Source organism: Streptomyces sp. NPDC054813 (assembly GCF_053611365.1).
In genome coordinates this window covers 99,760-115,318 of record NZ_JBSHAF010000019.1, presented here as the reverse complement: position 1 = coordinate 115,318, position 15,559 = coordinate 99,760, and the positions used below count along the sequence as shown (strand labels likewise).

The 15,559-nt window shown below is 71.1% G+C and carries 13 protein-coding genes; 1 reads left to right on the top strand and 12 read right to left on the bottom strand.

Going from position 1 to position 15,559, the window contains the following annotated elements:
- Positions 1-81: 81 nt before the first annotated feature.
- The 10 genes from ACWGJB_RS33020 to ACWGJB_RS32975 all read right to left on the bottom strand — a co-directional run bounded on the left by ACWGJB_RS33020 (position 82) and on the right by ACWGJB_RS32975 (position 11,850).
- Complete coding sequence (locus ACWGJB_RS33020) at positions 82-612, bottom strand: AAA family ATPase (protein ID WP_453383798.1); 531 nt, start codon at positions 610-612, stop codon at positions 82-84.
- A 2-nt stretch (positions 613-614) separates the two neighbouring features.
- The gene (locus tag ACWGJB_RS33015; protein ID WP_453383714.1) at positions 615-2,927 is read right to left on the bottom strand and encodes a xanthine dehydrogenase family protein molybdopterin-binding subunit; all 2,313 of its coding nucleotides are present in this window, start codon (positions 2,925-2,927) and stop codon (positions 615-617) included.
- Positions 2,924-4,720 carry a 2Fe-2S iron-sulfur cluster-binding protein gene (locus tag ACWGJB_RS33010; RefSeq protein WP_453383713.1) on the bottom strand — a complete coding sequence of 599 codons (1,797 nt, stop codon included), beginning with the start codon at positions 4,718-4,720 and terminating at the stop codon, positions 2,924-2,926. Before ACWGJB_RS33010 ends, ACWGJB_RS33015 begins: the two co-directional genes overlap by 4 nt.
- Complete coding sequence (locus ACWGJB_RS33005) at positions 4,717-5,610, bottom strand: FAD binding domain-containing protein (protein WP_453383712.1); 894 nt, start codon at positions 5,608-5,610, stop codon at positions 4,717-4,719. The genes ACWGJB_RS33010 and ACWGJB_RS33005 overlap by 4 nt, the downstream gene beginning before the upstream one ends.
- A 330-nt stretch (positions 5,611-5,940) precedes the next feature.
- Positions 5,941-7,590, bottom strand: a complete 1,650-nt coding sequence (locus ACWGJB_RS33000; protein WP_453383711.1) for a beta-N-acetylhexosaminidase — start codon at positions 7,588-7,590, stop codon at positions 5,941-5,943.
- A gap of 1 nt (position 7,591) precedes the next feature.
- Positions 7,592-8,437, bottom strand: a complete 846-nt coding sequence (locus ACWGJB_RS32995; RefSeq protein ID WP_453383710.1) for a carbohydrate ABC transporter permease — start codon at positions 8,435-8,437, stop codon at positions 7,592-7,594.
- Between the two features lie 5 nt (positions 8,438-8,442).
- Entirely contained in the window at positions 8,443-9,399 is a 957-nt protein-coding gene (locus tag ACWGJB_RS32990; RefSeq protein WP_453383709.1) for a carbohydrate ABC transporter permease, read from the bottom strand.
- Positions 9,396-10,685 carry an extracellular solute-binding protein gene (locus ACWGJB_RS32985; RefSeq protein ID WP_453383708.1) on the bottom strand — a complete coding sequence of 430 codons (1,290 nt, stop codon included), beginning with the start codon at positions 10,683-10,685 and terminating at the stop codon, positions 9,396-9,398. The genes ACWGJB_RS32990 and ACWGJB_RS32985 overlap by 4 nt, the downstream gene beginning before the upstream one ends.
- Before the next feature lie 258 nt (positions 10,686-10,943).
- Complete coding sequence (locus tag ACWGJB_RS32980) at positions 10,944-11,225, bottom strand: DUF3039 domain-containing protein (RefSeq protein WP_351701319.1); 282 nt, start codon at positions 11,223-11,225, stop codon at positions 10,944-10,946.
- Between the two features lie 52 nt (positions 11,226-11,277).
- Entirely contained in the window at positions 11,278-11,850 is a 573-nt protein-coding gene (locus tag ACWGJB_RS32975) for a YqgE/AlgH family protein (RefSeq protein ID WP_453383707.1), read from the bottom strand.
- A gap of 252 nt (positions 11,851-12,102) precedes the next feature.
- Here ACWGJB_RS32975 and murA point away from each other — a divergent pair, with 252 nt between their 5' ends.
- Complete coding sequence (gene murA, locus ACWGJB_RS32970) at positions 12,103-13,443, top strand: UDP-N-acetylglucosamine 1-carboxyvinyltransferase (protein ID WP_453383706.1); 1,341 nt, start codon at positions 12,103-12,105, stop codon at positions 13,441-13,443.
- Positions 13,444-13,546: 103 nt separating this feature from the next.
- Here murA and ACWGJB_RS32965 read toward each other — a convergent pair whose 3' ends face one another.
- Positions 13,547-13,828, bottom strand: a complete 282-nt coding sequence (locus ACWGJB_RS32965; protein WP_089106629.1) for an HU family DNA-binding protein — start codon at positions 13,826-13,828, stop codon at positions 13,547-13,549.
- Positions 13,829-14,141: 313 nt separating this feature from the next.
- Positions 14,142-15,545: a malic enzyme-like NAD(P)-binding protein gene (locus tag ACWGJB_RS32960; protein WP_450756339.1), complete on the bottom strand. Its 1,404-nt coding sequence runs from the start codon at positions 15,543-15,545 to the stop codon at positions 14,142-14,144.
- Positions 15,546-15,559: the final 14 nt, after the last annotated feature.

The window sequence follows — 15,559 nt, the reverse complement described above, 5'->3', positions numbered from 1 at the left end:
CGGGCTTCCCCTCCGAAACGGCCGTCCCCACTGCCCAGAACACTACGCCGCGCCACTGACAACGCCCCGTTGAAAAGGACGTCAGGCGACCCTCGCCCGTTCCGTCCCGGTGAGAATCGCCGCCACCGTCTGTTCCACGGTCAACGCCGAGGTGTCCAGCCACAGCCCCAACGCCTCGGTGTTCAGCCGTAGTTCGGCGTCCAGGTCGGCGATCGTCCACGCGGGTCCGTACCCGGTCTTCGGCCGCCCCGCCTCCCGCTCCGCCACCGCCTCGGGGCTGGGGGCGAGGACGACGACGTGCAGCGGGCGGGTGCGGATCCGTTCGACGTACGACGTCAGCTCGGGGCCCAGCAGCACGTCCTGGACGATCGCCGTGAAGCCGGCCGCCGCGTAGGCGTCCGCCGTCGCCGCCGACAGGTCGTAACGGAGGTGGAGTTGGGCGATCGCCTCCGCGGAGGCCGCGGGCGTGTACTCCGCCCGGCCGGAGACGATCATCCGGCGGAAGACGTCACCGCGCACGTGGGCCGCCCGCGGAAGCCTCTCGGCGAGCGCCTGGGCGACCGTCGACTTGCCCGACGCCATGATCCCGGCGATCACGACGACCCCGGACAGGCTCACTGGCCGGTGACCACCGCCGCCTGCGGGCGGATCGGGAGGCGGTTGACCGGGCGGCCGGTGGCCGCGCGGACGGCGGACGCGATGGCCGCGGGAGAGGTCACGACCGGTACCGCGCTGACCGACTTGGCGCCGAAGGGGGCGACCACGTCCCGCTCCTCGACGAGCTTGACGATCCGGATGTCCGGCGCGTCGAGGGCGGTCGGCAGGGCGTATCCGGTGAGGTCGGGGTGGCGGATCAGCCCGCGCGGGGTGCGCAGGTTCTCCGTGAGCGCGATGCCGACGCCCTGGGTGACACCGGCCTCGATCCGCGCGTTGAGCTGCGCCGGGTTGAGGACCCGGCCCACGTCCTGGGCGACGGCCAGCTCCACGACCCGTACCGAGCCGAGTTCGATGTCGACGTCGACGACCGCGCGGATCGCGCAGAAGGCGAGGCCGACGAAGGCGTCGCCCTGGCCTTCCGCGTTCAGCGGCTCGGTCGGGTGCGGGCGGCACTGTGCGGTGGCCCACAGTTCCTTGCCGTCCATCGCCTCGGTGACGGTGGTCGACAGGACGCCGTCGTACGACGTGATCTTGCCGTCGGTGATCTGGAGCAGTTCGGTGGACATGCCGAACTTGTGGGCGAGGGGCTGGAGGAGCTGGGTGCGGACCATCTTGGCCGCGCGTTCGACGGCTCCGCCGGAGACCCAGGTGTGGCGGCCGCGGCAGCCGGGGCCGGCCGGCGGCTGGTCGGTGTCGACGGGCGCCACGTGGACCTCGTCGATACCGAGGGTGTCCTGGACGATCTGGCGGGCCAGGGTGGTGAACCCCTGGCCGGTCTCCACGGCCGCGCAGAGCACGGTCGCGATGCCGTCGTGGACCTTGACGGTGGCCGTCGAGACCTCGTCGGCGCCCTCGGCGCCGAGCATGTGGACCATGCCGAGGCCGTAGCCGACGCCCCGGCGCACCGCGCCCGGCTCGCCCGCGCCCTCGGGGCCGCCGGGCAGCAGCCACTCGTCCTCGGGGGTGTCCTTGGGGAGCGCGGGCAGCGGGAAGTCCCGTACCGCCTGGAGCAGCTCGGCGACGGGGGCCGGGCAGGTCACCGTCTGGCCGATGGGCAGCACGTCGCCGGTTGCGAGGGCGTTGCGCAGGCGGATCTCGGCGGGGTCGATGCCGAGCTTCTTCGCCAGCTTGTCCATCTGCGCCTCGTAGGCGGCGCACACCTGCATGGCGCCCTCGCCGCGGACGTGGCCGGAGGGCGGGTTGTTGGTGCGTACGGCCCAGCCCTCGATGAAGGCGTTCGGGACGACGTAGGGGCCGCAGGCGAAGGAGACGGCGGCGGCCAGGGACTCGGCGGAGGTGTCGGCGTAGGCGCCGGCGTCGAGCAGGATCTGGGCCTCGACCTTGACCAGCTTGCCGTCGGCGTCGGCGTGGTGCCGGTAGCGGAGCAGGGTGGGGTGGCGGTGGGCGTGGCCGAGGAAGGACTCCTCGCGCGTGGCGGTGAGTTTGACCGGGCAGCCGGTCTTCAGGGCGAGCAGGCCGAGCGGCAGCTGGAAGCCCTGGTCCTCGCGGTCGGCGGTGGCGCCCGGCACGCCGGTGACGACGATCTTCACCTGTTCGAGCGACAGGCCGAAGCAGGCGGCGGCCGTGTTGCGGTCGGTGTGCGGGTCGGTGGATGCCAGGTACAGCTCGACCCCGCCGTCGGGGCGGGGCACGGCGAGTCCGGCCTCGGCGCCGATGGGGGCCGGGTCGGCGCGGCCGATGCGGTACTGGCCCTCGACGACGATCTCGCCGGCCGCGTCCGGGTCGCCGTGGCGCAGCGGGATGTGCCGGATCAGGTTGCCGTCGGGGTGCAGCGGCTCGGCTTCGAAGGCCTGCTCGGGGTCGATGACCGGGTCGAGCACCTCGTACTCGACGATGACGGCGGCGGCGGCCATCCGGGCCGTGTCGGGGTGGTCGGCGGCGACGGCGGCGATGGGTTCGCCGTGGTGCCGTACGACCTCGGCGGCGAACACCGGGCGGTCCGGGGTGCCCCGGCCGTGGCGGGGGGTGCCGGGCACGTCCTCGTGGGTGACGACGGCCCGTACGCCGGGCATCTCGCGCGCGTGGCTGGTGTCGATCGACACGATGCGCGCGTGCGGGTGCGGGGAGCGCAGTACGGCCGCCCAGAGGAGGCCCTCGGCCCACAGGTCGGCCGCGTACGGGAAGGTGCCCTCGGTCTTCGCGCGCGCGTCGGCGGGCGGCAGCGACACGCCGAGGCCGTGCGGCAGCGGCTCGGGGGCGGGGACGGCGCTCTCCGCGGCGGTGGTCGTGGTGACGGTCTCGTTGGTCACGCCTGGCCTCCGTCCGAGCCGTAGGGCTGGTCGCCGTAGCTCTGACTCTGGTCGCCGAACGACTGGTCACCGCCGAACGACTGGTCACCGCCGAACGACTGGTCACCGCCGAACGACTGGTCACCGCCGAACGACTGGTCACCGCCGAACGACTGGTCGTACGACTGCTCGCGCCGGGCGTCGTACGACGACTGCTCGCGCTGGGCGGGGGACGCGAAGGTGCCCGGGGAGTCGAACGCCGACGCGTTGACGCCGCCGGCTCCCGGTCCCGCCTGATGCGGAATACGGGGCTCGTCGCCGTCCGTCTCAGTGTCGGCGGCGGCGTGCGCCTCGCGTTCGGCGACGACCTCCTGGACGGCGTCCAGGACACCCCGGTAGCCCGAGCAGCGGCAGAGGTTGCCGCACAGGGCCTGGCGGGTCTCCATCTCGGTGGGGGCCGGGTTGCCTTCCAGCAGGTCGTGGACGGTCATGGCCATGCCCGGGACGCAGAAGCCGCACTGGACGGCTCCGCGGAGGGCGAGCGCGCGTTGGACGTCGGAGGGCCGGCCGTCCTGGGCGAGGCCCTCGACCGTGCGGACCTCGCTGCCGGCCGCGGTGACCGCGGGGACCAGGCAGGAGGCGACCAGGCGGCCGTCGACCTGGACGTTGCAGGCGCCGCATTCACCCTGGGAGCAGCCGTCCTTGGCGCCGGCCAGGCCGAGGCGTTCACGGAGGACATAGAGGAGCGACTCGCCGATCCAGGCGTCGGTGACGGGGCGGTCGGTGGCGTTGACGCGGAGGACGTAGGAGGCGAGGGGGTGGTCGTCGACCGCCTCGGCTTCGCCTTCGGCGTGTTCCGTCCCGTCCGCACCAGGCGTGCGGCTTTCGTCGTCGGGTGCGGGTGGCCCCTGTGGGGGCGCGTCGCCCGCGTGGCCGGCCGCGGCCTCGTGCCCGGCTGCGGACTGTTCACCGGTGCCGGCCGGATCTCCGGGCGCGGCGGGCAGGCCGACCGCGCGCAGCCGGCCGACCCCGGGCGGGGCGCCGGTGTCGGGCGGTCCGCCGCTCCCGTGCAGAGCGCCGGTGTCGGGCGACTCGCCGAAGTCGCGGCGTGCGGCGGCGTCAAGTGACTCGCCACCCCGGTGCAGTTCGCCCGTATCGGCCGGTTCGCCCGGTTCGTCCACCGCGGGTACGCTGGGCCCAGATGCCGCGCCAGCGGGCCCGGAGGCGAAGGCGGGGGCCTGAGCGTCACCGTGGCCCTCCGAGGCGCCTGAGGGCGCCCCTGGGGCCTCCGCGGGGTGCTCCCAGGCCTGGACCTCGGCCGCCCAGGGTGCGGACGCGCCACCCGGCAGGGTCGCCGGCGGTGTGCCGCCCCACTGCTCCATGAGCGCGGATGTGGTGAACTCGCCCGATTCATCCGGAACATCACCGCTCGCGACCGGGATGGACCACTGCCCGGTCACATCGTGACCGGGAGCGGGCGGCGGCTCCTCGTACGTCCACTGCTGGGTCGCCGCCGGCTGGTACGTGAACCGGTCGTCGGCGGGCCGCTCCCGGGGGACCGCGTTCGGGTCGGGCCACTGGGCGCCGTCGGCCGGCGCGCCCCAGGTCTCGCTGTCGGGGGCGACCGCTATCTGCGGCGGCACATAGCCGTGCCCGGGCGCGGCCAGGGGGCTGTCACCGGACAGCAGGGCCTCGATGCCGCCCTCGGGGAGTTTCACGAAGGCGGTCGCGCCGTCGTCGTAGTCGCCCTGGGGCAGCGGGTCCCAGCGGCCGCCACCCGAGGGCGCGCCCTCTCCGTGCTGTTCGTCGGTCATGACAGCGCCCTCCCCAGTGCTCGTCGGGCCAGCGCGGCGACGGTGCGCCGCAGGTGCAGTACGGCAGGCGGAAGCGGGGGCACCGAGCCGTCCGGCTCGGGTGCCGGGTCGGGGATGCAGGCGGCCGCGACGTACTCGCCGAAGGCGTGCAGCGCCTCCGGGACGAGCGCGCGGTCGTTGTCCCAGTCGATCAGCCGGGCCACCCACTGCTCGGCCTCCAGCGGCCGCAGCGGCATCGGCGCTATGGCTCCGACAGCGCATCTGACCCCGCGCCGCGCGGGGTCGAGGACGAGCGCCACGGAGGCCACCGAGCGGCCGGGACCGGTGCGGCCGGTGGCCTTCAGGAAGACCTGCGGGGCGTGCAGCAGCGGCACGCGCACGAAGGCGATCAGCTCGCCGCCGCGGAGCATCTCCACGCCGGCCAGCAGGTGCGACACCGGGATCTCCCGGCGGGAGCCGCCCGGCCCCGCGATGATCAGCGTCGCCTCCAGGGCGGCGAGCACCGGCAGCGCGTCGCCGGTGGGCGCGGCCGTGGCGATGTTGCCGCCCAGGGTGCCCGCGTTGCGGATGTGCGGCGGACCGGCGGCCCGCGCGGCGGCGGCGAGCGCCGGGATCAGGGCCGCGAAGTCGGGACGGCCCATGCGCGCATGGGTGAGTCCGGCGCCGAGCAGCGCGTTGCCGTCCTGGTACTGCCAGCCGCGGATCTCGCTGATCCGGCCGAGGCCGACCAGGGCGGCGGGCCGGAGCTGTCCGGAGTTGACGGCGGCCATCAGGTCGGTACCGCCCGCCACGGGGACCGCGGCGGGCATGGCGGTGAGGGCCGCCACTGCTTCGTTCAGTGTCGTGGGCAGCGTGACGGACTGCGCCGCCTGCGGTGCGTGCGTGGTCAAAACCGGCTGCCCCTTCCCGCTGCCCCCACCTGGTCCCACCTGTGTGGCCGTACGGTACGTGCTCACAGGGCGGACGTGGCAACTCTGGCACATCTTCGCAAGCCTCGAACGCACGGGTCCGCTAGGAGGCATTCGCCCACCTCACCGGCGACTTGGTCCGTTTTCGTACGCTGTCGCCAATGCATACCGATTGACACTCTTCGGTGACCCTTGAGGTCTTTTTCCCTTCCGCGTTCGGAGCGGGGAGCGGGGCCGGAGGAGCCGCGAGGGGAGCCGGAGAGGGGTCCGGGAGGGTCCGGGACTGGGCCCGGGAGGGTCCGGGACAGGGGGCTAGCGCTTCGGAGGCGGGCCGTCGATCGGGCGGCCCGGCACCCCGGGGCGCCGCTGCCACGGCAGCGGGCCGGCCGGCGGGCGGTAGGCCACGCCCAGGGCGTCGAGACGCCGGTAATGGGCGGCCATACGGCGCTCGAAGCCGGCGAAGTCCCGTTCCTCCGGGGCCGGGAGAGCGCTCCAGGCGACCTCGGCGAAGGCGGCGAGCCGGGGGAAGGCCTGGTAGTCCACGCGCGCGTGGTCCTCCATCACCTCGGTCCAGAGGTTGGCCTGGGTGCCCAGCACATGGGCTGCCTCGGACGCGTCGAGGCCCGGCGGAACGGGCTCGAACCGGTACACGTCCTCCAGGGTGCGGACGTATCCGATCGGCACGGGCTCGTCCGCGCCGGCGGCCTGCCGGTGGTCCAGGTACACATGCTGCTCGGGGCACATGACGACGTCGTGCCCGGCCCGTGCGGCCGCGATCCCGCCGCCGTAGCCGCGCCACGACGACACGGCCGCTCCCTCGGCGATCCCGCCCTCCAGGATCTCGTCCCAGCCGATCGGCCTGCGCCCGCGCGCGGAAAGCCACTTGGCGAAGTGACCGATGAACCACGACTGCAACGCGTCCTCGTCGGCGAGCCCGAGTTCCTTCATCCGCGCCTGGGCGGTCGGCGAGGCCCGCCACTGGTCCTTGGGGCATTCGTCGCCGCCGATGTGAATGAACGCCGAGAACTCGGCGGCATCGGCGGCGAACAGCTCCAGCACTTCCTCGAACACCCCCTCGTAGAAGCGCAGGGTGTTGTCAGTGGGGGCGAGTACGTTCGGAGAGATCCCCCAGGAGTCCCAGACCGAGAGGGCGGAGGTGTCGATGACGTCGGTGTTGCCGAGTTCCGGATACGCGGCGACGGCTGCCTGCGAGTGGCCGGGCACGTCGATTTCGGGGACGACCGTGATATGCCGCTCGGCCGCGTAGGCGACGATCTCCCGGATGTCGTCCGGTGTGTAGTGGCCGCCGTGCGGCTTCTCCTCCCACAGCGGTGAGGCGCGGTGGCCGAATTTCGTGCGGGCCCGCCAGGAGCCGGCCTCGGTGAGCCGGGGGTGGCGTTCGATCTGGATGCGCCAGCCCTGGTCGTCCGTCAGATGGAAGTGGAAGACGTTGAGTTTGTGCGCCGCCATGAGATCCAGGTAGCGCAGGACGCCTTCCTTGGGCATGAAGTGCCGGGCGACGTCGAGCATGAGGCCGCGCCAGCGGAATCGGGGGGCGTCCTCGACGATCTGGTGCGGGATTCCGTACCGGATCCCGGGGCGTACGGGCGCACGGCGGAAGGCCTCAGGACCCAGCAGCTGGCGCAGGGTCTGGGCGCCCCAGAAGACCCCGGCCGGACCACCGCCGCGGATCTCGACCCCCCAGTTGGCGATCACGCTCAGCCGGTACGCCTCGGGCTCCAGCGAGTCGTCCAGGCACAGCCGTAGGGAGTCACGGGCGTCCTCGGTGCCGGGCCGCAGCGGCAGCCCGAGGGCCGCACCGAGAGTCGAGCGCAGCCAGCGTTCGGTCCCCTCGGTGCCCGGGGCGGCCCACAGGGTGGTGTCCGCGTCGAACAGGACACCGCATCGCATCGGCCCCTCGATCGCGCGCGGCGCCGGAATCAGATCCGCTTCGGAAGTCATGTCAGTCCTTGACCGCTCCGCCCAGTCCGGAGACCAGCCGTCGCTGTACGAGTACGAAGAACACCAGCACCGGAATCGTCATCACCGTGGAGGCCGCCATGACCCCGCCCCAGTCCGGGTCGTCGGGCTTGAAGAACACCAGCAGCGCCATCGGCAGCGTGGACTGCGAAGTGTCGCTGATGATGAAGGACTTGGCGAAGAGGAAGTCGTTCCAGGCGGAGATGAAGGAAAACACGCTCGTGGCCACCAGACCGGGCAGCACGAGCGGAAAAAGGATCTGCCAGAGAAAGCGCGACCGGCTCGCCCCGTCGATGTGGGCGGCCTCCTCCAGCGCCTGAGGCACCCCTTTCACGAACCCCCGCAGCATCCAGATCGCGAAGGGCAGCGAGAAGGCGATGTGGGGCAGGATCAGCGAGCCCAGCGTGTTGAGCAGACCGAAGTCCCGCATCTGGAAGAACAAGGGGATGGTGAGGGCCTCCACGGGGACCATCTGGGCCACCAGAAACATGATCAACAGGGTGGTCCGGAAGCGGAACCGGAATCGTGTCACGGCGGTCGCGGCGAGAAAGGCGATCAGCGCCGAGACGATGACCACAGTGCCCGCGACGACAAGGCTGTTGACGAAGTAGCGGCCGAATTCCTGCTGCCCGAAGACCCGCCGGAAGGAGTCCACAGAGGGCGCGAGAGTCCATGGCCGGGGCCGGTCGGACTCGATCTCACCGGCCGGTTTGAAGGCGCCCAGCACCATCCAGTACAGCGGAAAGGCGACCACGACGGCGATCGCCAGCGCCGCCGCCTCGGCGGCCAGCCGCCCCGGCCGACGTATCGACCCGCGCACAAGATTCACGACGGTCACAGCTCCTCCCCCTGTCGGCGCAGCAGCCGCAGATAGCCGAGGGTCACGCCGAGCAGGACCAGCAGCGTCACCACGCCGATGGCGGCGCCGAGCCCGTACTGCGAGGAGGCGAAGGCCTGCTGATAGGCGTACACGTTGAGCACCAGGTTCTGTCCCGCGATCCCGCCCCCGCCGGTCATCACGTAGATCTGCGTGAAGATCTTGAAGTCCCAGATCACCGACTGGATGGTGACGACCATGAGGATCGGCCGGAGCATCGGCGCCAGCACCGACCGCCAGATCCGCCAGTGCGACGCCCCGTCCAGCGCGGCGGCCTCCAGCACCTCGGACGGCACGGCGCGGATCCCGGCGTACACGGTGACCATGACAAACGGGAAGGAGCACCAGACCACTTCGAGCAGCACGAGGAGGAAGGCGCTGTACTTCCCGTACGTCCAGGAGTGGTCACCGAGCCCGAGGACGCGGTTGACGGGACCGAAGTCCGGGTCGAAGAGGAACAGCCAGACGGTCGACCCGGTGACCGCAGGGGTCGCCCAGGCCCCGAGCGCGGCCAGCATCAACGCCACCCGCGGCACCGCACGCACCCGGGTCAGCAGCACGGCCAGCGCACACCCGACGGCGAGCGTCGACACGACACAGGCGGCGGCGAAGCCGACGGTGGCCAGCAGCACCGACCAGAACTGGTCGTCGGAGAAGACGTCCGAGTAGTTGCCCAGCCCCACGAAGGCAGTCGGTTCCCCACCGCTGACCTGGGCCTGGGTATACCGGAAGACCGAGATCAGCCCGAGCTGGTAGATGGGGTAGACGAGCAGCCCGCCGAGGACGACGAGAGCGGGCGCGAGATAAAGCCAAGGCACACCCCAACTCGCCAAGGTGCGCGGGGAACTGCGCGACCAGCCACGGCGCACCCGCACCTGCCCACGCTCCGCACCCACCACCGCATTCGGCGTCATCCGGCGGAGCCAAACGCCGCATCCATCTTCTCCGCCGCCTCCCCCGAAGCCGCCCTCACACTCTTCTTGCCGCTGATGACCTCCTGGAACATCGTCGGCAGCACCAGCGACGAGTCGATCTGCGACCACCCGGCCGAAGCCGGCACGAACTTCGTCCCCGCGGCCAGCGTCTGCACGAACGGCTTCACGAACGGCTCCTTCGCCGCCGCCTGGTCCCGCACGTCCTTGAACGTCGGCAGGAAACCCATCGCGTCGAAGAGCGCAGCCTGTGTCTTCTTCGAGGCCAACGCCTCCATCAGCTCGACGGCCAGCGTGCGATGGTTCGTGCTCTTCAGCACCCCGATGTTGTTGCCGCCCGCGAAGGCCGGCGCGACGGATCCGGCCGTGGCCCCCGGCAGCGGCACCACCGCGTACTTGCCCTTGACCGCGCCCGCCTCCACGGCCGCATGGCTGAAGTCGCCCCCGATCGCCATGCCCGCCTTGCCCGCGGCGAACGCGGTGACCGTGTCGTTGCCGCCGAAGCCCGCGCACTTGGCGGCTGGGCAGTTGTCGTCGCCGAAGAGCGACGTGTACTCCTTGATGCCCTTCTGGGCGGCCGCGCTGTCGATCGCCGAGGTGTACGAGCCGCCCTTGACGTTGGCGAGGTCGCCGCCGTCGGCCCAGATGAAGGGCATCGCGCCGTAGGTGTAGGCGCCGCCGACGACCAGGCCGTACAGGTCGGGTTTCGCCTTGCGGACGGCACGGGCCGTGGACGCCAGCGCGGCCAGGGTCGCCGGCGGCTTCAGGCCGAGTTCCCTGAAGACGTCCGTGCGGTAGTAGAGGGCGCGGACGCCGACGTAGAAGGGGGCGCCGTAGACCTTGCCGGCGACGGTGACCGACTGGCGGGCGGTCGGATCGGTGTCCTTGGCCTCCGGCCACGCCTCGAAGTCCTTGGTGACGTCGAGCAGTCCGCCGTCCCGTACGTAACCGGCGGTGTCGGTGTTGCCGTACTCCATGACGTCCGGAGCCGACCCGGGATCGTTGAACGCGGACTTGACCCGCTGCGCGCGCGTGTCGACCGGGATGTACTCCACGTCGACCTTCGTGCCGGAGTGCGCCTTCTCGAAGTCGGCGACGACCGAGTCGACGACCTTCTGCTTGGGGTCGTTGCCGACCTCCTGGAAGAGCCACACCCGCAGGGTGCCGCTCTTGTCGTCCTTGTCGGAGGCGGAGTCGGAGGAGGTCTGCGGGGCGCAGGCCGCCAGGAACAGGGCGGCGACGAGGAATGCGGGGACGGGGAGCTTCATGGAGTGACCCTCCGGGGCGCGCTGAAGCGTAAGCGTTCACGGCACTGCAGGCACTGCATCCGTTGCAATATATGCAACGGTGGTTTCGCTCTGCACAACACCACGGAGGGTAGGGACAACATGAACATGCCGACAAGAGGTCTCGACCACGTCTCGACCACTCTGTGACCGGCGGACGCACCCTGTGCAACGCACGGGTACGACAAAGGCCCCGGAGCGCGCCAAAGCGCGCCCGGGGCCTCGGAGGATCCGGGGGTGTTACTTGTCCTTGCCGCCCTCGCCGTCGCCGCCGCTGCCCATGGAGTCGTAGATCTCCTTGCACATGGGGCACACGGGGTACTTCTTCGGGTCGCGGCCCGGCACCCACACCTTGCCGCACAGCGCCACGACGGGGGTGCCGTCGAGGGCGCTCGCCATGATCTTGTCCTTCTGGACGTAGTGGGCGAAGCGCTCGTGGTCGCCGTCGCCGTGGGACACCTGTGGCGTCGGCTCTACGAGGGTCCCCGTACCAGTCCCGCGCTCGGGCTCAAGAGTGCTCATAAGTGCCAAGGGTACTGAAGCGCCCGGGCAACGGTTGAGAGAAGGCCCACCGTCAGTTGAGCGAGGCGTCGTCCGGGTAGGTGGCCACCATCGCCAGCTCGTTGCGCTGGCGGCGGAGCACCTCGCGCCAGAGCCTTTCGGGGGCCGGTGAGGAGACGTCGCCGGGCTCCGACTCGACGACGTACCAGGCGCCCTCCACCAGTTCGTCCTCCAGCTGGCCGGGGCCCCAGCCGGCGTAACCGGCGAAGATCCGCAGGGAGCCGAGGGCCGAGGCGAGCAGCTCCGGCGGGGCCTCCAGGTCGACCAGGCCGATCGCGCCGTGCACCCGGCGCCAGCCGAGCGGGGCCCGGTCGCCGTTGCCGCCGCCCGGGATGACCGCGACGCCCAGCGCGGAGTCCAACGACACCGGGCCGCCCTGGAAGACGACCCCGGGGTCGCCGGCGAGAGCGGCCCAGCCCTCCAGGATGTCCCGGACGTCCACCGGGGTGGGACGGTTGAGGACGACACCGAGGGAGCCCTCCTCGTCGTGGTCGAGAAGGAGCACCACCGCGCGGTCGAAGTTCGGGTCCGCCAGGGCGGGCGTGGCCACGAGCAGCCGCCCTGTGAGCGAGGACACCTCGGTCATGCCTGACATGATCCCGCATCTTCCCCCCGCATGGGGAGCCAACGGGGGTGTGGGAGTGAATGCAGCTCAGGGAGGAAGGAAGCACCCCCCGGCGCACGATGACGCCCGGTGACCCCATGTGCCCGATTAGGAACCGTTCGTGTTGTGACACAGCTATGACGTAGCTGGGCGGTCCTTGGGCTTACGGCGGGGGGCCGATGGGCGATTACTCTGTCTTTCCGGCCCTGCCCCACTCCACGGAACGCGAGATTCATGACCGTCAACGACGATGTCCTGCTTGTCCACGGCGGCACCCCGCTGGAGGGCGAGATCCGGGTCCGCGGTGCGAAGAACCTCGTACCGAAGGCCATGGTCGCCGCCCTGCTGGGCAGTGCGCCGAGTCGGCTGCGCAACGTTCCGGACATCCGTGACGTGCGTGTCGTACGCGGCCTGCTCCAGTTGCACGGGGTGACGGTCCGTCCGGGTGAGGAGCCCGGCGAGCTGGTGCTGGATCCGACGTACGTGGAGAGCGCGAACGTCGCTGACATCGATGCCCACGCGGGTTCGAGCCGTATCCCGATCCTGTTCTGCGGCCCGCTGCTGCACCGGCTCGGGCACGCCTTCATCCCCGGTCTGGGCGGCTGCGACATCGGTGGCCGCCCCATCGACTTCCACTTCGACGTGCTGCGGCAGTTCGGCGCGACCATCGAGAAGCGGGCCGACGGGCAGTACCTGGAGGCGCCGACCCGCCTGCGCGGTACGAAGATCCGGCTGCCGTACCCGTCCGTCGGCGCGACCGAGCAGGTGCTGCTGACGGCCGTACTCGCCGAGGGCGTCACGGAGTTGTCCAACGCGGCCGTCGAGCCGGAGATCGAGGACCTCATCTGCGTGCTGCAGAAGATGGGCGCGATCATCGCGATGGACACCGACCGGACCATCCGCATCACCGGTGTGGACGAACTCGGCGGCTACAACCACGGCGCCCTCCCGGACCGCCTGGAGGCCGCGTCCTGGGCGTCGGCGGCGCTGGCGACCGAGGGCAACATCTACGTCAAGGGCGCCCAGCAGCGCTCGATGATGACGTTCCTGAACACCTACCGCAAGGTCGGCGGTGCCTTCGAGATCGACGACGAGGGCATCCGCTTCTGGCACCCGGGCGGCCAGTTGAAGTCGATCGCCCTGGAGACGGACGTGCACCCCGGCTTCCAGACCGACTGGCAGCAGCCGCTGGTGGTCGCCCTGACCCAGGCGACGGGCCTGTCGATCGTGCACGAGACGGTGTACGAGTCGCGGCTCGGCTTCACCTCGGCGCTGAACCAGATGGGTGCGCACATCCAGCTCTACCGCGAGTGCCTGGGCGGCTCGGCCTGCCGCTTCGGCCAGCGCAACTTCCTGCACTCCGCGGTCGTCTCCGGCCCGACCAAGCTCCAGGGCGCCGACCTGGTCATCCCCGACCTGCGCGGCGGCTTCTCGTACCTGATCGCGGCCCTGGCGGCCCAGGGCACGTCCCGGGTCCACGGCATCGACCTCATCAACCGCGGCTACGAGAACTTCATGGAGAAGCTCGTCGAACTGGGCGCGAAGGTGGAACTGCCGGGCAAGGCACTCGGCTGACGCCCGCACAGAAGGTACGACGATGGGGCGGCCCCTGGTGGAGGGGCCGCCCCATCGTCGTGTTACACGCCGTACGCCGTCCCGTGGCCTACGGAAGGCAAGGTCACTTGCCCTTCGCGGATTCCTTCAGCTTCGAGCCCGCGGAGACCTTCACGCTGTAGCCGGCGGGGATGTTGATCGGCTCGCCGGTCTGCGGGTTGCGCGCGGTGCGAGCGGCACGGTGGGTGCGCTCGAAGGTCAGGAAGCCGGGGATGGTGACCTTCTCGTCGCCCTTGGAGACGATGTCGCCGACGACGTCGGCGAACGCGGCCAGCACGGCGTCGGCGTCCTTGCGAGTCACCTCGGCACGGTCGGCCAGCGCGGCCACCAGCTCACTGCGGTTCATGTTGTTACTCCCGTGTTCTTCTTGCCATGGAGGCGTGCCACGCGGCGGAGCCGCATGTTGGGCCGGGACGCATCCTGCCCCCACCTGCGGCGGGAACGCCAATCCGTTGCCGCCCATACCCTACGGGGGGGCCGAAGGGGGGGTTTCACGACGCGCCGATCGGATGGCGTGGCAAGTTTCACAGACGTTTACTGGGGGCTGCTGCCCCCAGACCCCCGCATCATGCGGGCGCGTCGCTTTCGGCTGCCGGTCGGTGGGGGCTTGTCGCGCAGTTCCCCGCGCCCCTTACGGGGCGCTCCCGGCGAGGGCGTTTTCAGGCGCCCTTCGCGGCCTCCCGTACCGCGCCCGCCACCGCTCCCGCGACCTTCTCGTTGAAGACGCTCGGAATGATGTAGTTCGGGTTCAGCTCGTCCTCGGTGACCACGTCGGCGAGGGCCTTCGCGGCCGCGAGCATCATGTCCGTGTTCACCGTCCGGGACTGCGCGTCCAGGAGGCCGCGGAAGACGCCCGGGAAGACCAGCACGTTGTTGATCTGGTTGGGGAAGTCGGAGCGGCCGGTGGCGACCACGGCGGCCGTCTGGCGGGCGATCGCCGGATCCACCTCGGGGTCCGGATTCGCGAGTGCGAACACGATCGCGTCGTCGGCCATGGCGGCCACGTCGTCGCCGTCGAGGACGTTCGGGGCCGAGACGCCGATGAAGACGTCCGCGCCCCGCACGGCCTCCTTCAGCGTGCCGGTGAGGTCCTCGGGGTTGGTGTTGTCGGCGATCCAGCGCAGCGGCGAGTCGGCCGGGGCCTCCACCAGGTCCTCGCGGGCGGAGTGCACGACACCGCGGATGTCGGCGACTACGGCGTTCTTCACGCCGGCCGCGATCAGCAGCTTGAGGATGGCCGTACCTGCCGCGCCGGCGCCGGACATGACGACCCGGATGTTCTCAATCGCCTTGCCGGTGCAGCGAAGTGCGTTGGTCAGGGCGGCGAGGACGACGATCGCGGTGCCGTGCTGGTCGTCGTGGAAGACGGGGATGTCGAGGGCCTCGCGCAGGCGCGCCTCGATCTCGAAGCAGCGCGGCGCGGAGATGTCCTCCAGGTTGATACCGGCGAACCCGGGGGCGATCGCCTTGACGATCTCGACGATCGCGTCGGTGTCCTGGGTGTCCAGGCACAGCGGCCAGGCGTCGATGCCGGCGAACCGCTTGAAGAGGGCCGCCTTGCCCTCCATGACGGGCAGCGCGGCCTTCGGGCCGATGTTGCCGAGGCCCAGGACCGCCGAGCCGTCCGTCACGACCGCAACGGAGTTGCGCTTGATGGTGAGGCGGCGCGCGTCCTCGGGGTTCTCCGCGATCGCCATGCACACGCGGGCCACACCCGGGGTGTAGATCATGGAGAGGTCGTCACGGTTGCGGATGGGGTGCTTGGACTGCATCTCGATCTTGCCGCCGAGGTGCATGAGGAACGTACGGTCCGAGACCTTGCCGAGGGTGACGCCCTCGATCTCGCGGAGCTGCCCGACGATCTGGTCGGCGTGGGCGGTCGAGCTGGCCGCGATGGTGACGTCGATGCGGAGCTTCTCGTGGCCCGACGCGGTGACGTCGAGGCCGGTCACCGAGCCTCCGGAGGACTCCACGGCGGTGGTGAGCTGCGAGACGGCGGTTCCGCTCGCGGGCACCTCCAGCCGGATGGTCATCGAGTAGGAGACGCTGGGCGCCGTTGCCATGGCCGACTTCCTTC